Origin of the sequence: Micromonospora sp. NPDC005413, from assembly GCF_040606435.1 — a bacterium.
GTDB lineage: Bacteria > Actinomycetota > Actinomycetes > Mycobacteriales > Micromonosporaceae > Micromonospora.
On sequence record NZ_JBEXEV010000020.1, the window covers coordinates 1 to 21,323 of the forward strand.

At 72.3% G+C, this 21,323-nt stretch carries 21 protein-coding genes; 6 read left to right on the top strand and 15 right to left on the bottom strand.

What is annotated here, in order from left to right; all coding sequences use genetic code 11:
- Positions 1–547 precede the first annotated feature (547 nt).
- The gene (gene tyrS, locus ABZS37_RS20510; protein ID WP_355171256.1) at positions 548–1,840 is read right to left on the bottom strand and encodes a tyrosine--tRNA ligase; all 1,293 of its coding nucleotides are present in this window, start codon (positions 1,838–1,840) and stop codon (positions 548–550) included.
- 107 nt (positions 1,841–1,947) lie between these two features.
- Here tyrS and ABZS37_RS20515 point away from each other — a divergent pair, with 107 nt between their 5' ends.
- The gene (locus ABZS37_RS20515; RefSeq protein ID WP_355171258.1) at positions 1,948–2,331 is read left to right on the top strand and encodes a PaaI family thioesterase; all 384 of its coding nucleotides are present in this window, start codon (positions 1,948–1,950) and stop codon (positions 2,329–2,331) included.
- A gap of 18 nt (positions 2,332–2,349) precedes the next feature.
- Here ABZS37_RS20515 and ABZS37_RS20520 read toward each other — a convergent pair whose 3' ends face one another.
- The 3 genes from ABZS37_RS20520 to ABZS37_RS20530 form a co-directional block, all read right to left on the bottom strand.
- The gene (locus tag ABZS37_RS20520; RefSeq protein WP_355171121.1) at positions 2,350–3,693 is read right to left on the bottom strand and encodes a hemolysin family protein; all 1,344 of its coding nucleotides are present in this window, start codon (positions 3,691–3,693) and stop codon (positions 2,350–2,352) included.
- A 126-nt stretch (positions 3,694–3,819) separates the two neighbouring features.
- Entirely contained in the window at positions 3,820–4,461 is a 642-nt protein-coding gene (locus tag ABZS37_RS20525) for a hypothetical protein (RefSeq protein WP_355171123.1), read from the bottom strand.
- A gap of 9 nt (positions 4,462–4,470) precedes the next feature.
- Positions 4,471–4,971 (bottom strand): GNAT family N-acetyltransferase, encoded by a 501-nt coding sequence (locus ABZS37_RS20530; RefSeq protein WP_355171125.1) that lies wholly within the window; start codon positions 4,969–4,971, stop codon positions 4,471–4,473.
- Between the two features lie 225 nt (positions 4,972–5,196).
- On the opposite strand from ABZS37_RS20530, the gene ABZS37_RS20535 reads away from it, so the two are divergent.
- The 3 genes from ABZS37_RS20535 to ABZS37_RS20545 all read left to right on the top strand — a co-directional run bounded on the left by ABZS37_RS20535 (position 5,197) and on the right by ABZS37_RS20545 (position 9,773).
- Positions 5,197–7,767, top strand: coding sequence for a cation-transporting P-type ATPase (locus tag ABZS37_RS20535; RefSeq protein WP_355171127.1), 2,571 nt, complete (start codon positions 5,197–5,199; stop codon positions 7,765–7,767).
- Positions 7,768–7,869: 102 nt separating this feature from the next.
- On the top strand, positions 7,870–8,760 hold the full coding sequence (locus ABZS37_RS20540; RefSeq protein WP_355171129.1) for a universal stress protein: 891 nt from the start codon (positions 7,870–7,872) through the stop codon (positions 8,758–8,760).
- Between the two features lie 134 nt (positions 8,761–8,894).
- Positions 8,895–9,773 carry a universal stress protein gene (locus ABZS37_RS20545; protein ID WP_355171131.1) on the top strand — a complete coding sequence of 293 codons (879 nt, stop codon included), beginning with the start codon at positions 8,895–8,897 and terminating at the stop codon, positions 9,771–9,773.
- Here ABZS37_RS20545 and ABZS37_RS20550 read toward each other — a convergent pair.
- From ABZS37_RS20550 to ABZS37_RS20570, 5 genes are all read right to left on the bottom strand, one after another.
- Entirely contained in the window at positions 9,766–10,401 is a 636-nt protein-coding gene (locus tag ABZS37_RS20550; protein WP_355171132.1) for an FMN reductase, read from the bottom strand. The two genes, ABZS37_RS20545 and ABZS37_RS20550, sit on opposite strands and share 8 nt — an antisense overlap.
- Positions 10,398–11,537, bottom strand: coding sequence for an LLM class flavin-dependent oxidoreductase (locus ABZS37_RS20555; protein ID WP_355171134.1), 1,140 nt, complete (start codon positions 11,535–11,537; stop codon positions 10,398–10,400). The genes ABZS37_RS20550 and ABZS37_RS20555 overlap by 4 nt, the downstream gene beginning before the upstream one ends.
- A 376-nt stretch (positions 11,538–11,913) precedes the next feature.
- Complete coding sequence (locus ABZS37_RS20560; RefSeq protein ID WP_355171136.1) at positions 11,914–12,189, bottom strand: ubiquitin-like small modifier protein 1; 276 nt, start codon at positions 12,187–12,189, stop codon at positions 11,914–11,916.
- Between the two features lie 2 nt (positions 12,190–12,191).
- Entirely contained in the window at positions 12,192–13,277 is a 1,086-nt protein-coding gene (locus ABZS37_RS20565) for an exo-alpha-sialidase (RefSeq protein ID WP_355171138.1), read from the bottom strand.
- An 82-nt stretch (positions 13,278–13,359) separates the two neighbouring features.
- Positions 13,360–14,001, bottom strand: coding sequence for a DNA-3-methyladenine glycosylase (locus ABZS37_RS20570; RefSeq protein WP_355171140.1), 642 nt, complete (start codon positions 13,999–14,001; stop codon positions 13,360–13,362).
- Between the two features lie 99 nt (positions 14,002–14,100).
- Here ABZS37_RS20570 and ABZS37_RS20575 point away from each other — a divergent pair, with 99 nt between their 5' ends.
- Both ABZS37_RS20575 and ABZS37_RS20580 read left to right on the top strand, forming a co-directional pair.
- Positions 14,101–14,526: a DNA-binding protein gene (locus ABZS37_RS20575; RefSeq protein WP_355171142.1), complete on the top strand. Its 426-nt coding sequence runs from the start codon at positions 14,101–14,103 to the stop codon at positions 14,524–14,526.
- Positions 14,527–14,639: 113 nt separating this feature from the next.
- Entirely contained in the window at positions 14,640–14,993 is a 354-nt protein-coding gene (locus tag ABZS37_RS20580) for an MmcQ/YjbR family DNA-binding protein (protein ID WP_354993629.1), read from the top strand.
- Between the two features lie 43 nt (positions 14,994–15,036).
- On the opposite strand, the gene argH is transcribed toward ABZS37_RS20580, so the two are convergent.
- Genes argH through argB form a run of 6 tightly spaced genes read right to left on the bottom strand, consistent with a single transcriptional unit; the run spans position 15,037 to position 21,289 of the window.
- On the bottom strand, positions 15,037–16,500 hold the full coding sequence (gene argH / locus ABZS37_RS20585; protein WP_355171260.1) for an argininosuccinate lyase: 1,464 nt from the start codon (positions 16,498–16,500) through the stop codon (positions 15,037–15,039).
- Positions 16,501–16,508: 8 nt separating this feature from the next.
- Positions 16,509–17,720 (bottom strand): argininosuccinate synthase, encoded by a 1,212-nt coding sequence (locus ABZS37_RS20590; RefSeq protein ID WP_355171144.1) that lies wholly within the window; start codon positions 17,718–17,720, stop codon positions 16,509–16,511.
- On the bottom strand, positions 17,717–18,232 hold the full coding sequence (locus ABZS37_RS20595; RefSeq protein ID WP_354993631.1) for an arginine repressor: 516 nt from the start codon (positions 18,230–18,232) through the stop codon (positions 17,717–17,719). Before ABZS37_RS20595 ends, ABZS37_RS20590 begins: the two co-directional genes overlap by 4 nt.
- Complete coding sequence (argF, locus tag ABZS37_RS20600) at positions 18,229–19,167, bottom strand: ornithine carbamoyltransferase (RefSeq protein WP_355171146.1); 939 nt, start codon at positions 19,165–19,167, stop codon at positions 18,229–18,231. The genes ABZS37_RS20595 and argF overlap by 4 nt, the downstream gene beginning before the upstream one ends.
- Positions 19,164–20,405 (bottom strand): acetylornithine transaminase, encoded by a 1,242-nt coding sequence (locus ABZS37_RS20605; RefSeq protein ID WP_355171148.1) that lies wholly within the window; start codon positions 20,403–20,405, stop codon positions 19,164–19,166. The genes argF and ABZS37_RS20605 overlap by 4 nt, the downstream gene beginning before the upstream one ends.
- Positions 20,402–21,289 (bottom strand): acetylglutamate kinase, encoded by an 888-nt coding sequence (gene argB, locus ABZS37_RS20610; protein WP_355171150.1) that lies wholly within the window; start codon positions 21,287–21,289, stop codon positions 20,402–20,404. The genes ABZS37_RS20605 and argB overlap by 4 nt, the downstream gene beginning before the upstream one ends.
- Positions 21,290–21,323: the final 34 nt, after the last annotated feature.

Consider the following 21,323-nt stretch of genomic DNA (forward strand, 5'->3'; position numbering starts at 1 on the left):
TAATTGGCACTGGCTTTTAAAGCACCCTGTTGAGTTCTCAAAGAACAACCACACACCGACCAAAGCCCCACCTCAGTGGAACCCCAACTCGGGGCTTTTCGTACCGCGTCCCTGGCCTCTACCAGCGCCAGGCACTTTTACTACGTTACCCGCTGGTTTCCGCCGTGTCAAACCGAAGTTTCGCGGTTCGTCATGCTTCATCCAGTCATGCGGGCACCATGTCTCGACCGGCTTGCGCCGCTCTCGTCACGGATTCGGCAGGCCGGCCGTCGCGGTTTCCCGCGACCCGCCCGGTGCCCTGCCGGTTGGTAACCTTACCCGGTCGGTTTCGCCGCACCAAATCCGCCTCGCGGCGTTTCTGGCGGCACCTCCCGGTCCGTGATCGGTGGGCATGCCCGCCCGACCCCGAGGCCGTTGACCTGCGCTCCGGCCGTTTGGGCTTTCGCCTGTTTCGTCCGTTCCGCGCTGGCAGAGAGAAAGTTACGCGTCCGGCGGGATGATCGTCAACTCCGCCGGACGCGTCCCCCGTCACATCGTCGACGGACGGCTATTCCCCCAGCTCAACGCCCGCGAACGAGCGCTTGCCGCGCCGCAGCACCAGGTATCGCCCGTGCAGCAGCTCGGCCGGCGACACCCCGGCGTCCACTTCGGTCACCCTGTTGTTGTTGACGTAGGCGCCACCCTCGGCGATCACCCGGCGGGCCTCCTTGAGGCCACTGACCAGCCCGGAATCCCGGAGCAGACCCGCCACATCCGGCAATTCGCCGGAGAGGCGCACCAGACCGGCTTCGGTCAGCGCCGCGCGCAGTGTCTCCGGGGCCAGGTCGTCCAGCGACCCCCGCCCGAAGAGCGCCTGGCTGGCGGCGATCGCCTGTCGGGTTTCCTCGGGGCCGTGCACCAGGCTGGTCAGCTCCTCGGCGAGCGCCCGCTGCGCCAAGCGGGCCGCCGGCCGCTCGGCGGTCGCCTTCGCCAGCTCCTCCAACTCGTCGCGCGTGCGGAAGCTGAAGTAGCGCAGGTAGCGGTCGACCTCCCGGTCATCCACGTTGACCCAGAACTGGTAGAACGCGTACGGGCTGGTCAACGCCGGGTCGAGCCAGACAGCGCCGCCTTCGGTCTTGCCGAACTTCGTGCCGTCGGCCTTGGTGACGAGCGGCGTGGTGAACGCCTGCACCGGCCCCGCGCCACGTCGACGGACGTAGTCGACGCCGGCGGTGATGTTGCCCCACTGGTCGGACCCGCCGAACTGAAGCTGGCAGCCGTAGCGGCGGTGCAGCTCGAAGAAGTCGTTGGCCTGCAGCAGCTGGTAGCTGAACTCGGTGAAGCTGATGCCCGTCTCGAGCCGGGCCCGCACCACCTCCCGCGCGAGCATCTTGTTGACCGGGAAGTGCTTGCCCACGTCGCGGAGGAACTCGACGACCGACATCTCGCCGGTCCAGTCCAGGTTGTTGACCAACTGCGCCGCGTTCTCGCCCGTGTACGAGACGAAGGGCGCTAGCTGGTCACGGATCCCCGCGACCCAGCCGGCGATCACCTCGGGCGGGTTGAGCGTCCGCTCGGCGCTCTCCTTCGGGTCACCGATCTGGCCGGTCGCCCCGCCGACCAGCAGCAACGGGCGATGGCCGGCGAGTTGCAGCCGGCGGGCCGTGATGACCTGCATGAGCGAGCCGACGTGCAGGCTCGGCGCGGTGGGGTCGAAGCCCACGTAGAAGGTGGCGGCACCCCCACCGTCGAGCAGCTCGCGCAGCTCGTCGAGGCCGGTCGAGTCCTGGATCAGGCCACGCCAGAGCAGATCGTCGGTCAGGGAGGCCCGCCCGGGGGGCGGGAGGCTGCTGTCGGTCACGGTCACCGATTCTCCCCCATCACCGGCACCGACCCGTACCGGGTTTCGCGCAACCCGCCCCGGTTACGCTTGCGCCCTTGTTGATCGAGGAGGGGTTCGCCGTGGAGATGCCCGACATGACAGGTGGGTTCGTCGCCCTGCTCGGCCTGAAGTTCGAGGAGGCGAGCGCCGACCGGGTGGTCATCAGCTGGCAGGTTCGACCAGAGCTGCACCAGCCGTTTGGCATCCAGCACGGCGGGGTGTACTGCTCGGTCGTGGAGACCGCGGCCAGCGTCGGCGGATCGCTGTGGCTGGCCGACCGGGGCACGGTCGTCGGGGTGTCGAATCAGACCGACTTCCTGCGGGCAGTGCGCGATGGCGAGCTGCGGGCGGTCGGTACGCCGGTGCACCGGGGACGCAGCCAGCAGCTCTGGCAGGTGGAGATCACCGACGCCGATGAGCGGCTGGTCGCCCGTGGTCAGGTCCGGCTGCAGAACCTCTCCCGCGACTGAGCGGCCGCTCCCGGCAGGTCAGCTGCGGGCCTCATCCAGCACCGGCTCGGTGTCCGCGTCGGTATCAGCGTCGGCGCTGACGGCGTCTTCGTCGGGAACCCGGCTGAGCCGTACCTCGGAGATGGCCCGGTGGTCGACGTTGGCCACCACCAGCACCCAGCCGTCCAGGGTGATGTCCTCCCCGGCGACGGTGGGGATGTGCCCAAGGTGGGTCAGGACCAGCCCGGCGACCGTGGTGTAGTCACCGGCCGGCCGCGACGGCAGCTCAACGCCGACGTTCGGTAGGTCGTGCACCGGGAAGGTGCCGGGCAGCAGAAGCGCGCCGTCCGGTTCGCGGCGCACCGAGTATCCGTCCCGGTCGGTCTCGTCGTAGATCTCCCCGACGATTTCCTCCAGGATGTCCTCCAGCGTCACGATGCCGTCGACGGCGCCGCGCTCGTCCACGACCAGGGCGATGTGTTGGCGCTCGGCCTTGAACTGGCGCAGCGCGTCCACCACGGGCAGTGAGTCGGGCAGCAGCATCGGCGGTCGGGCGATGTCGTCGACCGGGCGGTCGTCGGGCACCCCCACCAGATCACGCAGGTGGATCACCCCGGCGGTGTCGTCCAGGCCGCCGTGGCGCACCACCGGCGCACGGGAGTGCCCGGTGGCGGCCAGCACCAGCCGCGCGGCCTCCGCGGTGGTCCCGCTGTCGAGCGTGAAGACCTGCAACCGGGGTACGAGGACAGCCCGCAACCGTCGGTCGGCGATCTCCACGGCGCCAGCGATGATGGTGCGCTGTTCCTTGGTGAAGCCGTGGTTGCCGGCGACGATGTCGCGTAGCTCGTCCGGGCCGATCTCCTCCGGCTCGTGCTTCGGGTTGAGCCCGAACAGGCGGACCACCAGGTCGCTGGTGGCGCCGAGCGCCCACACGGCCGGGCGGGTGAAGGTGGCGAGCAGATCGAGCGGGCGGGCCACCAGCAGCGCCCAGCGCTCGGCGGACTGCATGGCGATCCGCTTGGGTGCCAGCTCGCCGAAGACCAGGGTGACGAAGGTCAGCGCGAGCGTGACCACCACGATCGCCACCGTCTCGGCGGCGTTTCCGAACATCCCGAGCAGCGGTACGAGTGGCTTGGCCAGCGAGACCGCCGCCGCGGCGGAGGCCAGGAAGCCGGCCAGGGTGATGCCGATCTGAATGGTGGCCAGGAAGCGGTTCGGGTCCTTGGCCAGCCGGGCCAGCACCTGCCCCGCCCGGCTGGTGCGCTCCAACCGCTGGATCTGGCTGTCCCGCAGCGACACCAACGCCATCTCGCTACCGGCGAAGAGCGCGTTGATCACGACCAGGATTCCGACCAGGGCCAGTTGGCTCCCGTAGCTCTGCACGCCCGGTTCGCTCCCTCGTGGTGGTGGCACCGGCCGGTACGCGCGGCGCCCGCCGGTCGGTGAGCCCGCCCGGCGTAGGCGTGTCTGTGCCCCGTCCGGCGCCGGCTGAATCCTGCCCCGGCGACGCTACGCCGAATCGGTCACCGGTGACGCCGGCAGATCGAGGACGTACGAGTCGCCCTCCGGGCGGAAGCCGAGCCGGTGGTAGTAGGGGGCGACCATCCGGGGCGGGCTGACCACCCGGTGGAAGCCCCGTTCGGTGAACAGGTGGCTGCGCCGGTAGACGAACTCGCCCGGGGTGAAGTCACGGAACTTCGGAGTCACGTAGTCCAGGTCGATCTGGGCGACTCCACGCGCCTCGGCGTGCGACAACACCACCCCGACCACCTCGTCGGCGGTGACCACCAGGAACGCGGAGCGTTCCGAAGCCTCCGGGTCCCAGCGGAAGTCGGGATTGAACCGGGCGATGTCCGCGGCATGCACCCGCAGCGTGTGCGCGAGGAACTGATCGTCGACGCCGACCTCCACCACCTGGTAGGTCTGCTCGTCGTGGCGGGTGGCGAGCATCCCACGCAGGTACCAGATGTTGATCACCGCGAGGACGATGTTGAGCCCGACCATGGGCCAGACCTCGATCGCGGTGTTGTAGCCGATCAGCACGACGCAGCCGACGAGATTGAGCGCGCGCAGCCTCAGGACGCGCGACTGCAGCAGCGACCAGACCAGCACCGCGGAGCCGGCCCAGCCGACCAGATCCAACCAATTCACTCCGCGAGACTAGTGCCCACCCAGGTCAGAACCATCGGCGGGCAGCTCCAGCAGCCACTCCTCGACGTCTTCGCCACGGCCGTTGGCGTACCCCGAGTCTTCACCGACCACCACGAAGCCGCACTTGCGGAGCACCGCGAGGGAGGCGGCGTTGTCCTTGGCGGCACGGGCGTGCACCGGCCGGGGCAGCTCACGCAGCAGGGCGGCCAGGGCCGCCGTGGCGTGGCCCCGGCCCCAGCGGGCCGGGTCGATCCAGTAGCTGACCTCGGTGCGGTCACCGTCCGGGAAGGCAGTGACGTGGCCGACCACCTCGCCGTCGACCTCGACGGTGCGGACCAGGTTCGCCGGTTCGGTGAGCACCCGGGCCCAGTGCCGGGCGAACTCACGGTGGTCGGACGGGTCCTTGGCGCCGAACGCGGCCATCCGGTTGGCCTCCGGATCCTGCTGGTGGAGGAAGAACTCCACGAGATCGTCCTCGCGAACCGGACGCAGCAGCACATCGGAGGTCATCCGACGAGGGTACGCGGGGCCTCCGACGCTGCCGGCGCCCTCCGACGTGCTCGTCGTCGCGTCACTGGTCCTGCCGCGGTCCGGCTCCTTCCCGGGCGGCAGATATGAGGGCCGTTGGTCCCGTGCCAGGCGGGCGCAACGCCCCTGCCGGGCGGGCGCCCACGGCGCGAGAGTGCTTGGGGATGGCGTGCCTGCGACACGCCGCGCGAGGTAGGGGAGCTCACGGTGGCGAAGACCGGCGGACAGGGCCGGACTCTGGAGGGCACCGTCGAGGTGCCCGTCCCGGTCGGGCTCGACGCGGCAGAGGCCGCCGCCCGGCTGCGGGCGAACGGACCCAACACCGTGGCGCCGCCACCGCGCCGGCATGTCGCCGTACGGGTCCTGCACCAGCTCACCGACCCGCTGGTGGCGTTGCTGGTCGCCGCGGCCGTGGTCACCACCGTGCTCGGCGACTACCCGGACACCGCAGTGATCGTCCTGGTGGTGCTGGTGAACACGATCATCGGCGTGGTGCAGGAGGTCCGCGCCGACCGCGCCATCGCGGCATTAGGCCAACTCGCCGCCCCCGCCGCCCGGGTGATCCGTGACGGCCGGGATCTGGCGGTGCCCGCCGCCGAGCTCGTCCACGGCGATCTGGTCCGGATCGAGGCCGGCGACATCGTGCCGGCCGACCTGCTGCTGGTCGAGGCGAACCGGCTGCAACTGGATGAATCCGCGTTGAGCGGAGAGTCGGTGCCGGTGGGACGGACCGTCGGCCAGGAGGCGCTTGCCGGGACGGTGGTCACCACCGGACGCGCGGACGGCACCGTGCTCCGGACGGGACCGGCGAGCGCGCTGGGCCGGATCAGCGCGCTGGTGGCGGGCACCCGGCCCACCGCCACACCGTTGCAGCGCCGGCTCTCCGCCCTGGGCCGCACGCTCGGGCTGGTCGCGGTCGCGCTGTCCGGGCTGGTGTTCGCGATCGGGGTGATCAGCGGCCGACCGGTGGCGGACATGGCCATCACTGCGGTGAGCCTGGTCGTCGCGGCGGTGCCCGAGTCACTGCCGGCGGTGGTGACCCTGGCCCTGGCGCTCGGCGCACGACGGATGGCCGCCGCGCACGCCATCCCGCGCCGGCTGCACGCGGTGGAGACACTCGGCTCGGTGACCGTGATCGCCTCCGACAAGACCGGCACCCTCACCGAAGGGCGCATGGCGGTGCAGCAGGTGGTCACCACCGACGGGGCGCGATACGGGGTCTCCGGCAGCGGATACGCCCCGCACGGCGGAGTGCACCAGGATGGCGCTGCGGTGGCCGTACCGGAGGAACTCCGCCGGCTGGCGCGGGCCGGGCTGCTCTGCAATGACGCGGCCCTGGCGCCTCCGGACGACGAACGATCCGACTGGGGCGCCGTGGGCGACCCCCTCGAAGCGGCGCTCGTCGCCTTCGCCGCCCGGTGCGGCCTCGATCCGCAGCCCACCCGCGGCGCCTGGCCGCGCGTCGCCGAGCACCCCTTCGACCAGACCCAGCGTCGGATGGTCACCGTGCACCGCTCCTGCGACCAGCGCTACCTCGTGGTCTGCAAGGGCGCCCCGGAGAGCGTCCTCGGCGCACCCCTGCTCGACGCCACCGACGGCGAGATCGCCGCGCTGACCCGCACCGCCCACCAACTCGCCGGGGAAGGGCTGCGGGTGCTCGCCGTCGCCGCCGCCCTGGTGGACACGCTGCCGGACCTCGCCGCGCCGACCGGGTTGCGCCCGCTCGGGCTGGTCGCCGTCGGTGACCCGCTGCGCGCGGGCGCCCCCGGGATCGCCGACAGCCTCGACACCGCCGGGGTACGACTGCTGTTGATCACCGGGGACCACCCGGCCACCGCCGCCGCGATCGGCGCCCAGCTCGGCCTGTGGCGCGAGGGCGACCCCCTCGCTCGCGGCGACGACGAGTCGGCGACGGCGCACCCGGACACCCGGGTCTTCGCCCGCACCCAGCCGGAACAGAAGCTCGACATCATCGCCGACCTGCAGTCCCGCGGGCACGTGGTCGCGATGACCGGCGACGGGGTCAACGACGCGCCCGCGCTGCGCCGCGCCGACATCGGGGTGGCCATGGGCGGCGGCACCGAGGTCGCCCGGCAGGCAGCCGACCTGGTGCTGGTCGACGACGACCTCTCCACCGTGGCCACCGCCATCGGCGAGGGCCGCCGCATCTACGACAACATCCGCCGGTTCCTGCGGTACGCGCTGTCCGGCGGGGTGGCGGAGATCCTGGTGATGCTGATCGGCCCGCTGTTCGGGTTGGCCGTGCCGCTGTTGCCCGCCCAGATCCTCTGGGTCAACCTGCTGACCCACGGGGTGCCCGGGGTGGCACTCGGCGCCGAGCCGGCCGAACCCGGGACGCTGCGCCGAGCGCCCCGCTCGCCGCAGGAGTCGGTGCTCGGCGCCGGGCTGGGTCGGGACGTCCTGCTCACCGGCGCGCTGATCGCCGCCGTTGTGCTCGGCGCCGGGCTGTTCGCCGCCCACCGGGACCTGCCCTGGCAGTCGGTGGTCTTCGTGGTGCTCGGGCTGGCCCAGCTCGGCGTGGCGCTGGCGGTCCGGGCACCCCGGCCGGCGGGCGCCCGACGCGGCAACCCGGGCCTCCTCATCGCGGTCGCGGTGTCGGCGCTCCTTCAGGTCGCCGGGGTGCTACTCGCCCCGCTGCGGGAACTGCTCGGCACCGACCCGCTGACACCGACCGTACTGCTGGCCTGCGCGGCGGTCAGCGCCCTGCCCGGGCTGGCGCTGCGGCTGACCCGTCGCCCGGCCGACACCGCGAGCTGACGCGACACGGTGACGGGACCAATGACCCCCGGTCCCTTGCCGTCCGCCTCTGACCGGCCGGCCGGCACGGTACGAGGATGAGAACGGACGAAGGAGGACGTGATGACCATCAGACCCGGCGCACCCGTGGTGGTAGCTGTGGACGGTTCGGCATCGGCGCTGGAGGCGGTGCGGATCGCCGCCCGGGAGGCCGTGACGCGAGGCCGCCCACTGCGGGTGGTGCACGCGTTCATCTGGCCGCTCTACGACGTGTCGCTCGCGCCGGCACCGGGCGCTCCCCTGCACGCCGGTCTTCGCCACCGGGCCGACCAGTTGGTCGCCGAGGCGGTGACCGAGGCCGGCAAGGTCGCGCCCGAACTCGCCGTCACCAGCGCAGTGCTCGACGGCGCGGCCACGCCGGTACTGCTGGCCGAATCCCGGGACGCGGTGCTGCTGGTGCTCGGCAGCCGAGGCCTGGGCGGCTTCGGTGGGCTGCTGATCGGCTCGGTGGCGGTGCAGGTCTCCGCCCACGCCGACTGCCCGGTGCTGGTCGTCAAGGGTGAGGGCCGCGCCGACGGGCCGGTCCTGGTCGGGGTCGACGGCTCGGACCTGTCCACCGAGGCGCTGAAGTTCGCCTTCGAGGAAGCCTCGTTGCGCGGCACCGATCTAATGGCCGTGCACGCCTGGATCATCCCGGCCGCGCCGAGCGACCTCCTACCGGTGGCGTACGACGTGCAGGCGCTCGTCGCCGACGAGGAGCGGGTGCTCGCCGAGGCCCTCGCCGGTTGGTCCGAGCGGTACCCCGACGTGCCCGTACGGCACCGCGTGGCGTACGGCGCGCCGGCGCGGATGCTGGTGGAGGAGTCGGCCACGGCGCAGCTCACCGTGGTCGGGGCGCGCGGCCGAGGAGCGCTGGCCGGCATGCTGCTCGGCTCGGTGAGCCACGCGGTGCTGCACCACTCGCAGAGCCCGGTGGCGATCGTCCGGCGTCGCCGCGAAGACCGGAAAGACTGACACTGTTCCCCCGTCCGCGCCGGCCGCTCCCCGACCGGCGCGGACCGGCGTTCGGTTGGTTCCGTGCCGGCGAGTTCGGCGGCGGGGCGGGGGGTGCACCGCCGACAATGAGCTGACCGATCCTGGGAGAGCCGATGAATCGACCTGTCGTGGTGGGTGTGGACGGGTCGCCGTCCAGCCTCATCGCCGCGGAGCACGCCGCCCGCGCCGCCCTGCTCCGATCCCGGCCGCTACACCTGGTGCACGGCTACCTGCACCCGCTCGGCTACGGCGTGCCGCTCAACCCGTACGACATCGGGGTTCCGGCGCCCTCCGAGGAAGCGCAGAAGATGTTGGAGCGCACCGCGGCCGACCTGGCCGACCGCTGGCCCGGCCTGGTTGTCGAGGTACGCCAGGTCGCTGGCGGTCCCGGCATCACCCTGATCGAGGAGTCCCGCCGGGCCGACCTGGTCGTGGTGGGCACCCGAGGGCTGGGCGGGTTCGCCGGGCTGTTGCTCGGCTCGGTGGGCGCGCAGGTGGCCGCCCACGCGCACTGCCCGGTGCTGGTGGTCCGCCCGGGTGAGCAGGCGACCCCGACGGACGCCCCGGTGCTGGTCGGCGTGGACGGGTCCGAGTCGTCCCGGCTCGCCGCGGGCTACGGCGCCGACGAGGCAGCGCTGCGGGATGTGCCGCTCGTGCTGGTGCACGTCGGCCCGCCCGACGAGGGCCGGCCGGTGCCGGAGGAGCCCGAGGAGTCGCAGGCCGCGTACCAGGCCGAGGCGGTCCGGCTGCTGGCCGACGCCTCCGCCGCGGTCCGCGCCGAGCACCCCGACCTGGTCGTGCGCGAGCATCCGGTCCGTGCGGCCGGCGCGGCCGAGGGGCTCATCGAGGCCAGCGGCACCGCGTCGCTGCTGGTCGTGGGCACCCGGGGCCGTGCCGGATTCGCCGGAATGCTGCTCGGCTCGGTCAGCCAGGCGGCGATCCAGCACGCGCGCTGCCCGGTGCTGGTCGCCCACCCCTCCCCGGTCAGCTGACCGGGGAGTCGTCACCCCGGCCGAGCATCTGGAGGAAGTCGGTGGTGAGGGCGAACGGATCGGCGGGGCCGCTGGCCGGTGGCCGACGCTCGACCTGGTCGGCCAACTCCCCAGCCGCGCGCAGGATCCGACCGCGCAACGCTCCGTCGGCGGTGCCATCGGACCAGTCCTCCGGGGCGGCGAAGACCGCGGTGGGGACCACCACCGCCCGCAGGTAGCTGAACATCGGGCGGACGGCGTGCTCCAGTGCCAGCGAGTGCCGGGCGGTGCCGCCGGTGGCCCCGATCAGCACCGACCGGTCGACCAGCGACCCGGCGTCCAGCACGTCGAAGAAGGACTTGAACAGCCCGTTGAACGAGGCGCTGAAGATCGGGGTGACGGCGATGATGCCGTCCGCTCCGGTCACCGCGTCGATGGCCTTGCGCAGCGCTGCCGGCGGGAACCCGGTCAGCATGTTGTTCACCACGTCGTGGGCGTGCTCCCGCAGGTCGACGACGTGCAGCTCCACCTCGGAGCCGCGCCGGACCAACTCGTCGCGGGTCGCCGCGGCGAGCTGGTCGGCGAGCAGCCGAGTCGACGAGGGCTGACTCAGCCCCGCGGAGACCACGGCCAGGGTGCGACGGGTCATCGGGTCACCTCCGGTGCCTTGCCCGTCACGTCGTCGACGGCGTGGACGGTGCTGTCCTTGGCGCCGCCGGCCGCGGCGACCAGCGAGGCGTGGGTCGGCGCCTCCGGGACGTGCGCCGGGCGCAACGCGGCGAACTCCTTGCGCAGCACCGGCACGACCTCCTCGCCGAGCAGGTCGAGCTGCTCCAGCACGGTCTTCAGCGGCAACCCGGCGTGGTCCATCAGGAACAGCTGCCGCTGGTAGTCACCGACGTACTCACGGAAGCCCAGCGTGCGGTCGATGACCTGCTGCGGGCTGCCCACGGTCAGCGGGGTCTCCCGGGTGAACTCCTCCATCGACGGCCCGTGCCCGTAGACCGGGGCGTTGTCGAAGTACGGACGGAACTCCTTGACCGCGTCCTGCGAGTTGCGCCGCATGAACACCTGCCCGCCGAGGCCGACGATGGCCTGGTCAGCGGTGCCGTGGCCGTAGTGCGCGTACCGCTCGCGGTAGAGACTGATCATCCGCTCGGTGTGCTCCTTCGGCCAGAAGATGTGGTTGGCGAAGAAGCCGTCCCCGTAGTACGCGGCCTGCTCGGCGATCTCCGGGCTGCGGATCGAGCCGTGCCAGACGAACGGGGGCACCCCGTCGAGCGGGCGCGGCGTCGAGGTGAACGACTGCAGCGGCGTGCGGTAGCGACCCTTCCAGTCGACCACGTCCTCGCGCCACAGCCGGCGCAGCAGGTCGTAGTTCTCGATCGCGAGGGGAATGCCGGCGCGGATGTCCTTGCCGAACCACGGGTAGACCGGCCCGGTGTTGCCGCGGCCCATCATCAGGTCCACCCGGCCGTCGGACAGGTGCTGGAGCATCGCGTAGTCCTCGGCGATCTTCACCGGGTCGTTGGTGGTGATCAGCGTGGTCGCGGTGGACAGCAGCAGCCGCTCGGTGCGCGCCGCGATGTGGCCGAGCATGGTGGTCGGTGACGAGGGAACGAACGGCGGGTTGTGGTGCTCACCGGCGGCGAAGACGTCCAGACCGACCTCTTCGGCCTTGAGCGCGATGGCGACCATCGCCTTGATCCGCTCATGCTCGGTCGGCTCCCGACCGGTGGTCGGGTCGACCGTGACGTCGCCGACGGTGAAGACTCCGAACTGCATGACCAGCTCCTCGCGTGTCGAACCGGATTCCTCCGTGGTACCCGGACGCAGCTCACAACTTATTTGACGAGTCAACTATTCCGTCGGCGGGACGGCTGGCAGTGGCAGCGATCACTCCGGAAACGGACGCTGGGGGCAACCGACCCCGCGATCCGGAGGCCAAACCGGACGAGGCGCTCGATAGCGCGGCGCTCGGCCGGGCTCGGCGGCCTGGCCGCAGTCTGCTGGCCACCGTCGTCATCACGGCAGGAGATCGACTCCAGGTCCGCGACGTGGGGGCATCTGGTCGCCAGGACACCACCACGTCGCCGATATGGAGTGGCACGCACGGCGAGCGGCCCAGGTAGACCGCGAGCACGCGAGTGGCGCGGGCGGCTCAGCCGCCCGCGACCGAGGGCAACACCTGCACCTCCGCGCCGTCGCCGACCGGGGTGGCCAGACCGCCGGAGTGCCGGCAATCTTCCCCGTCGACGAAAACGTTGACGTAACGGCGCAGCTCACCTCGTTCGTCGCGGATCCGCCGGGCCAGCCGCGGATGATCGGCGGCCAACTCGTCGAGGACCGCCCGGAGCGTCCCGGCGGCGGTGACGCTCAGCCGACTGGCGCCGCCGGCCTCACCGCGCAGCGGACCGGGCAGCAGCACGGTGACCATGCTCAGACCGCCGCGGCCCGGACGCAGAGCACGTCGGGAAGGTGCGCCGCCACCAACGACCAGGAGTCGCCCTCGTCGCGGCTGGCGTAGACCGAGCCGGAGCGGGTGCCGAAGTAGACCCCACCGGGGGTGGCGTCATCTGCGCACATCGCGTCGCGCAGCACCGCCGGGTAGAACGGCCCCTCGGGCAGCCCCACCGACAGCGGCTCCCACTTGCCGCCGGCGTCGGCGGAACGGAACACCCGGCAGCGGTGGTCGGTCGGAAACCGCTCGCTGTCGGCCACCAACGGGAAGGTCCACACCATGCCGCTGCGCCCCGGGTGGGCCACCATCGGGAAGCCGAAATCGCTGGGCAGCCCGTCGGCGATCGAGGACCAGGTGCGACCGTCGTCGTCGGAGCGGTAGACGCCGTGGTGATTCTGCGCGTACAGCCGTTCGGGGTTGCCGGCGTCCCGAGCCACCTTGTGCACGCACTGCCCGAACTCCGGCCACTCGTCGGGCATGAAGTAGGCGCGGATGCCGGTGTTGCCCGGTGCCCAGCTCGCCCCCGCGTCCTCCGAGCGGTAGACGCCGCCGGTGGACATGGCGACCAGCAGCCGGGCCGGGTCACGCGGGTGGGGCAGCACGGTGTGCACGGCCTGACCGCCGAAGCCGGCCTCCCACTCGGGGCGGTGCGGGTGGTCCCAGAGGGAACGGACCAGCTCGAAGCTGCGGCCGCCGTCGGTGGACCGGAACAGCGCCGAGGGCTCGGTGCCGGCCCAGACCACGTCCGGCTCGTCGGGGCCGGCGGGCGTCAGCTGCCAGACCCGCCCGAGGGAGACGCCGGTGTCGGCCGGAAAGGCGACCGGTGCCTGGTCGGGCTCGTCCCAGGAGGCACCGAGGTCATCGCTGGTGGCGACGCTGGGCCCGAAGTGTGAGCTGGTCACCCCGGCGAGCAACCGCGGGGTGGGGCGGCGCGTGTCGACCGCGACCGCGTAGACACCCGTCATCGGGAAGTGCGGGCCGGTGATCTCCCAGTTGCGCCGGTCGTCGCCGCTGGTGGCGAGAAACAAACCCTTGGCCGTGCCGATCGCGAGCAGCGTTGCCATGACGTCCTCCGAACCGTCGGTGAGCAGGTGCGGTGATTATGGCCACACCCCCCGACACATTCGTCGGACACACGTCGGCGGGTCAGCGCCGGGTGCGGGGCACGTGTCGCCGATACGCACTGACCGTCGGGTCGCCGTCGAGCCAGAACCGCCACGGCAGATCGTGCGCGCCGGTCACACCGACCCGCGGACCGGCGACCACCGCCTCCGGCGGCACCGGCCGCGTCGGCGGACGCAACCGGACCGGCCCGTCGCCCAACAGGTATCCCCCGTACGCGGAGCGGTCGATGCCGAGCGTGGCGCAGAGCCGCGCCGGCCCGCGGGCCAGGTCCACGTCCCGGCGCACGGCCGGTCGGCGGTCGCGCGCGACGTCCAGGCCGTTCACCACCTCCCCGGCGCGTACGAGCACCGCGGCAGCCTCCCCCTCCACCCCGGTGACCACGTTCATGCACCAATGCATCCCGTAGGTGAAGTAGACGTAGGCGTGCCCGGCCGGCCCGAACATCACCGCGTTGCGTGGCGTGCGCCCCCGGTGGGCGTGCGAGGCCGGGTCACCGGCCGTGCCGGCGTACGCCTCGACCTCGGTGATCCGGACCGTGACGCCGCCGGCGTGCAGCTCGCAGCCCAGCAGCCCGCGCGCGGCCGGCAGCAGCGGACCGGCGAGCAGGTCCGCCAGCGCCGCCAGGTCGGCGTCAGCGGCGCGGTCACCAGGCAACAGATCCATGACCCGACGGTACCCAGCCGAACCGCGAACCCCACGCGCCGACACCAATTTGTTGAACGTTCTGTTGACAATATTCCGTTGAGGGTGTGTGCTCGGGACATGATGACGGACGACCCGTTCACCGCGCCCCACCCGGCCCACGCCCGCGCCCACCGCACCCACGAGGCACTGCAGCGGATCAGCGAGCGGCACGCCCGCACCGACACCCAGCGCGGGCGCTGGGCCCACCCGTACGTGCTGGACCCGTGGGAGGCGGTGGCCCTGGTCACCGCGTTGGCCGCGGGCGGAGCCGAACGGGAGCCGGCGGAGGAGCCGGTCGACGCCGCCGACCTCACCGCCGCGCTGACCCTGCTGCCACACGTCCGCGCAGAGCTGGACGCCCTGGAGGCCGGGCTGTTGACGCTGGCCCGCGACCGTGGGCTGACCTGGCAGGCGATCGCGTACGGGCTGGGCCTGGGCAGCGCGCAGGCGGCCCGGCAGCGCTATGAGCGGGTCGCCGCCCGCTCGGCCGAGCAGACCGACTGACCGACACCCGGCTGACCGACACCCGGCTGACCGACACCCGGCGACCGGACGGGCGGACCGGCGCACAGTGTGCCGACGGGCGGGCACACTGTGCGCACGACGAGGAGGCACCCATGGAGCGCACGGAGATGCTGACGTACTGCCTGGCCAAGCCGGGAGCGTGGCTGGACCGGCCGTGGGAGGGCGACGAGGTGGTGAAGGTCGGCAGCCGGATCTTCGCGTTCCTCGGCAGCGGCGAAGGAAAGCCGACGGTCGGCATCAAGTGCGGGCCGACCCGGGAGGTTGCCGACGAGTGGCTGCACCGGCACCCCGACGACGCCCGGGTGATGGCCTACATCGGTCGGTCCGGGTGGAACACGCTGCGCCTGGACGGCGGGATCGACGACGAGGAGCTGACCGAGGCGGTCGACGCGTCGTACGACATGGTGGTGGCCAAGCTCCCGAAACGGGAGCGCCCGGCGGCCTGAACCGGCCGTGGCGCCGACGGCCTGCGCCGACGCCACGGCGAGGTCAGCGCGGTACGACTCGCTCGGCGGCCCACTCCCGCCAGCCAACCAGCTGGTCCGCCGCAGCGGCGAGCTGGTCGGCGACCGGGCCGGGGCCGGTGGAACCGGGGGTGGTCCGGGCCGCGAGGGCCGAACGGACCGAGAGCACATCGCGCACCGACGGGTCGAGGTGCGTGCTGACCGCGGCGAGATCCTCGTCGGAGACCTCCTCCAGCTCGCACTCCCGGGCCGCGCAGAGAGCCACCAGCCGGCCGGTGATCTCGTGCGCGTCACGGAACGGCACGTTGCGCCGGACCAGCCAGTCGGCAACCTCGGTGGCCAGGGAGAAGCCGACCGGGGCGGCGGCGACGAGGCGGTCCACCCGGACCGTCATCGTGGAGATCATTCCCGCCAGGGCCGGGAGCAGCAGCTCCAGGGTGTCGACCGCGTCGAAGGCCGGCTCCTTGTCCTCCTGCATGTCCCGGTCGTAGGTCATCGGCAGACCCTTGAGCATGGTCAGCACGGTCACCAGGCCGCCGACCAGCCGGCCGGACTTGCCCCGGGCCAGCTCGGCGATGTCCGCGTTCTTCTTCTGCGGCATGATCGACGAGCCGGTGGCGAACGAGTCGTCCAGCTCCACCCAGCCGAACTCGTGCGACGTCCAGAGCACGACCTCCTCGCCCAGGCGGGACAGGTGCACCCCGATCAGGGCGGTGGTGAAGAGGAACTCGGCGACGAAGTCCCGGTCGGCGACCGCGTCCATCGAGTTGGCGAACGACGTACGGAACCCCAGCTCCTTCGCCACGGCCACGGGGTTCAGTGGCAGCCCGGAGCCAGCCAGCGCGCCCGCGCCGAGCGGGCTGATCGCCGCCCGGTGGTCCCAGTCGCGCATCCGCTCCAGGTCGCGCAGCAGCGGCTGCACGTGAGCGAGCAACCAGTGCCCGAACGTGACCGGCTGGGCGTGCTGGAGGTGGGTCATGCCGGGCGCGGCGGTGTCGATGTGCCGCTCGGCCTGCTCGACCAGCGCCTCGGCCAGCTCGACGAGCCGGCTTGCCACGCCCCGGGCGTGGTCCCGCAGGTAGAGCCGCAGGTCCGTGGCGACCTGGTCGTTGCGGGACCGGCCGGCGCGCAGCTTGCCGCCGAGGCTGCCGAGGCGCTCCAGCAGCCCGCGCTCCAGCGCGGTGTGCACGTCCTCGTCGTCGATGGTGGGGCGGAACGACCCGGAGGCGCAGGCGGCCTCCAGGTCGTCCAGGGCGGCCAGGATCCGGCCCAGCTCCTCGGGGTCGAGCAGGCCGGCACCGGCGAGGACCCGGGCGTGCGCCCGGGAACCAGCGATGTCGTACGGGGCCAGGCGCCAGTCGAACTGCACGCTCACCGACAGTCGGGCGAGCGCCTCGGCGGGGCCGCCGGCGAAACGGCCACCCCAGAGGCTGGTCCGGTTGGTGGCGGCACTGTTCTCGGTGAGGCTCTTGTCGTCCACGCCGCCCATTGTGGGGGTCACCGTCCCGACCCGCCCAGCCGGGCGTCGCGCGCGGCGGCCATCCCGCTCGGCAGGCCCCACAACTGCACGAAGCCCTTCGCCAGGGACTGGTCGAAGGTGTCGCCGGTGTCGTAGGTGGCCATCCCGAAGTCGTAGAGGCTCGCCTCGGAGCGCCGGCCGGTGACGGTGGCCCGGCCGCCGTGCAGGGTCATCCGCACCTCGCCGCTCACGTGCCGCTGCGCGTCGTCGATGAACGCGTCCAGCGAGTCCTTCAGCGGCGAGAACCACAGGCCGTCGTAGACGAGCTCGCCCCAGCGCTGGTCAACGCTCTTCTTGAACCGGGCCAGGTCCCGCTCCACGGTCACCGCCTCCAGCTCCTGGTGGGCGGTGATCAGCGCGATCGCGCCGGGAGCCTCGTACACCTCGCGGCTCTTGATGCCCACGAGGCGGTCCTCGACCATGTCGAGCCGGCCCACGCCCTGGGCGCCGGCGCGCCGGTTCAGCTCCAGGATCGCCTGGTACGGGGTGACCGTCTCACCGTCGATCGCCACCGGCACGCCGCCGTCGAAGGTGATCACGACCTCGTCGGCGTCGCGGTCCTGCGCCGGGTCGGCAGTGTACGAGTAGAGGTCCTCGATGGGGGCGTTCCAGATGTCCTCCAGGAAGCCGGTCTCCACCGCGCGACCCCACAGGTTCTGGTCGATGGAGTACGGAGACTTGGCCGACACGTCGATCGGCAGCCCCTTCTCCTCCGCGAAGGCGATCGCCTTGTCCCGGGTCCAGGCGAAGTCCCGGGCCGGCGCGACGATCTTCAGGTCGGGGGCGAGCGCGTTCAGGCCCACCTCGAACCGAACCTGGTCGTTTCCCTTGCCGGTGCAGCCGTGCGACACGATCGTGCCGCCGTGCTTACGGGCCGCGGTCACCAGGTGCTTGACGATCAACGGCCGGGACAGCGCCGACACCAACGGGTAGCGGTCCATGTAGAGGGCGTTGGCCCGGATGGCCGGCAGGCAGTAGTCGGCGGCGAACTCGTCGCGCGCGTCGACCACCTCGGATTCGGTGGCGCCGCAGTCCAGGGCACGCTGCCGGATCGCGTCGAGGTCCTCGCCGCCCTGCCCGACGTCGACCGCCACCGCGATCACCTCGGCGCCGGTCTGCTCGGCCAGGTATGGAATGGCGACGGAGGTGTCCAACCCTCCCGAGTACGCGAGGACGACCCGCTCGGTCATGATGTGGTGTTCCCTTCAACGGTGTCTTCCCGGCGGGCCCAGCCGGCGAGCTTCTCACCGAGTGCGGCCCCGCCGACGGCCTCGCGGGCCACGACGAGGATGGTGTCGTCGCCAGCGATGGTGCCGACGATCTCGGGCAGGCCCGCTCGGTCCAACGCGCTGGCCAGGTACTGGGCTGCGCCCGGCGGGGTACGCAGCACGGCGATGTTGCCGCTGGAGTCGACCCCGTTGAGCAGCTCGTGCAGCAGTCGCACCAGTCGGGCCGGTGCGGCCTCCGCGTCGCGCAGCGGCCGTTGGCCGTCCTCGGGGATCAGGTAGACGGCCGGGCCGTCGCCGCCGCGTACCTTGACCGCACCCAGCTCCTCCAGATCCCTGGAGAGGGTGGCCTGGGTGACGCCGACGCCGTCGGAGGCGAGCAGGTCGGCCAGCTCGGTCTGCGACCGGATCGCCTTGTCGCGGATCAGCTCCACGATCCGGGCGTGCCGGGCCGCGCGGGTCAACGGCGCCGTCATCGGGAGCCCTCGATCGCGGTGCCCAGCAGGAACGTCAGCAGCGCCTTCTGCACGTGCAACCGGTTCTCCGCCTGGTCGAAGACCGCGCTCTGCGGGCCGTCGAGCACCTCGTCGGTGATCTCCTCGCCACGGTGTGCGGGCAGGCAGTGCAACACGATCGCGTCCGGTGCGGCCTGGCCGAGCAGCTCCTTGTTGACCTGGTACGGCAGGAACGGGGTGATCCGGTCCAGCCCGTCGGCCTCCTGGCCCATCGACGTCCAGGTGTCGGTGGCCAGCACGTCGGCGTCGCGTACCGCCTGGGCCGGGTCGGTCAGGACCCGCACCGACCCGCCGGTGCCGACGGCGATCTTGGCCGCCTGGTCCACCACGGCCGGATCCGGTGCGAACCCGGCCGGCCCGGCGATCCGGACGTGCATCCCGGCCATCGCCCCGGCCAGCAGGTACGACTGCGCCATGTTGTTCGCGCCGTCCCCCACGTACGTCAGGGTGCGGCCAGCCGTGCCGCCGCACCGCTCACGCACGGTCAGCAGGTCGGCCAGCAGCTGGCACGGGTGGAAGCCGTCGGTGAGCGCGTTGATCACCGGCACGCTGGCGCCCGCCGCCACCTCGGCGATCCGGTCGTCACCGTGGGTACGCAGCACGATGGCCGCGACGTAGCGGGACAGCACGCGCCCGGCGTCGGCCAGCGACTCACCCCGGCCGAAGTGGGTGACCTGCGTGTCCACGACCAGGGGGTGCCCGCCCAGCTCGGCGATCCCGGCGTCGAAGGAGATCCTGGTCCGCAGGCTCTGCTTGTCGAAGAGCACCGCCACCGAGCGGGGGCCGGCCAGCGGTCGGTGGCCGAACCGGTCCGCCTTCATCCGCGCCGCCAGGTCGAGGACCGTGGACTGCTCGGCGGGCGAGAGGTCGTCGTCGCGCAGGAGATGCCGGGTCATGGAGTCGTTCCCGTCGTGGTGGTGGTCGTGGCGGGCAGCGTGGACGACCCGCGTTCCGCTCCGGCGGCTGCCGGGGCCGTCGCGTCGAGGGCGGCGGGCAGCGCGGCGAGGAAGGCGTCCACCTGGGCGGCGGTGAGGATCAGTGGCGGGGCCAGCCGGACCACACCCGGCTGCACCGGGTTGACCAGGAAGCCGGCCTCCCGCAGAGCCTCGGCGAGCACCGACGCCACCGGCGCGGTGAGCGCCACGCCGAGCAGCAACCCGGTGCCGCGTACCCCGGCGATCAGGGGATGGCCCAGCGCCTCGACGCCCCGACGCAGCCGCTCACCGACCCGCTTGACGTTGTCGAGCAGGCCCTCGTTGGCGATGGTCGCCACCACGGCGAGCGCCGCCGCGCAGCTGACCGGGTTGCCGCCGAAGGTGGTGCCGTGCGAGCCGGGGGTGAGCAGGTCCGCGGCGCGGCCGAAGGCCAGCGTGGCACCGATGGGCAGCCCGCCACCCAGCCCCTTGGCCAGGGTGATCACGTCCGGTTCCACGCCCTCGGCCTGGTGCGCGAACCAGTGCCCGGTGCGCCCGATGCCGGTCTGCACCTCGTCCATAACCAGCAACGCCCCGTGCCGGGCGGTGATCCGCCGCGCTGCGGCGAGGTAGCCGGCCGGCGGGACGACCACCCCGTTCTCGCCCTGGATCGGCTCCAGGATCACCATGGCGGTGGCGTCGGTGACGGCCGCGTCGAGGGCGGCGACATCGCCGTACTCGACGTGGGTCACCTCGCCGGGAAGCGGCCGGAACGGATCGGCCTTCGCCGGCTGGCCGGTCAGCGCGAGGGCACCCATGGTGCGGCCGTGGAAACCGCCGTTGGTGGCCACCACGTGGCTGCGACCGGTACGCCGGGAGAGCTTGAACGCCGCCTCGTTCGCCTCCGCGCCGGAGTTGGCGAAGAAGACCCGGCCGGACCGGCCGGCGAGCGCCAACAGCAGCTCGGCCAGGGCGACCGGCGGCTCGGCGACATAGAGGTTGGAGACGTGCCCGAGGGTGGCAACCTGCTTCGACACCGCGGCCACCACGGCCGGGTGGGCGTGGCCGAGGGCGTTCACCGCGATGCCACCCACCAGGTCGAGGTACTCCCGCCCGGCGTCGTCGACCACGACGGCACCGGCACCGGAGACCAGCGCCATCGGCGGCGTCCCGTAGTTGTCCATCATGGATTGTGTCCAGCGCTGCGCCAACGTACTCATGACGGAGTGACCATCGTTCCGAACCCTTCCGAGGTGAACACCTCAAGCAACGTGGAGTGCGCCACCCGACCGTCGACGACGTGCGCGGCGGGCACTCCCCCACGCACCGCCCGCAGGCAGGCCTCCATCTTCGGCACCATCCCCGACTCCAGACTGGGCAGCAGCTTGGCCAGATCGTCCGCGACGATCTCGGAGACAAGGCTGGTGGTGTCCGGCCAGTCGGCGTACAGGCCGGCCACGTCGGTGAGCACGACCAGCTTGCGGGCCTGCAACGCGATGGCCAGCGCCGCGGCGGCGGTGTCCGCGTTGAGGTTGTGCAACACCCCGTCCACGTCCGGCGCCACCGTGGAGATCACCGGGATCCGACCGGCCTCGATCAGGTCCGTCACCGCGGACACGTCGACCGACTCGACGTCCCCGACCTGGCCCACGTCGACCGGCAGCCCGTCCACGTACGCCGGGCGGCGCACCGCGGTGAACAGCCGGGCGTCCTCGCCAGAGAGGCCCACGGCGAACGGACCGTGCGAGTTGATCAGCCCGACCAGCTCGCGACCCACCTGCCCGACCAGCACCATCCGGACAACGTCCATCGCCTCGGCGGTGGTCACCCGCAGGCCACCCCGGAACTCGCTGGCGATGCCGAGCCGGCCCAGCATGGCGGAGATCTGCGGGCCGCCGCCGTGCACCACCACGGGCCTGAGGCCGGCGTACCGCAGGAAGACCATGTCGGCCGCGAACGCCCGCTGCAACTCGGGATCGGTCATGGCGTTGCCGCCGTACTTGACCACGACCGTCGAGCCGGAGAAACGCGCCAGCCAGGGCAGCGCCTCGATCAGCGTCTCCGCCTTGACCTGCGCGCGGGTGAGGTCGGTGCTGAGACTCACCGCGCCAGCCTTCCGTTCGCGACTGCGGGACTCC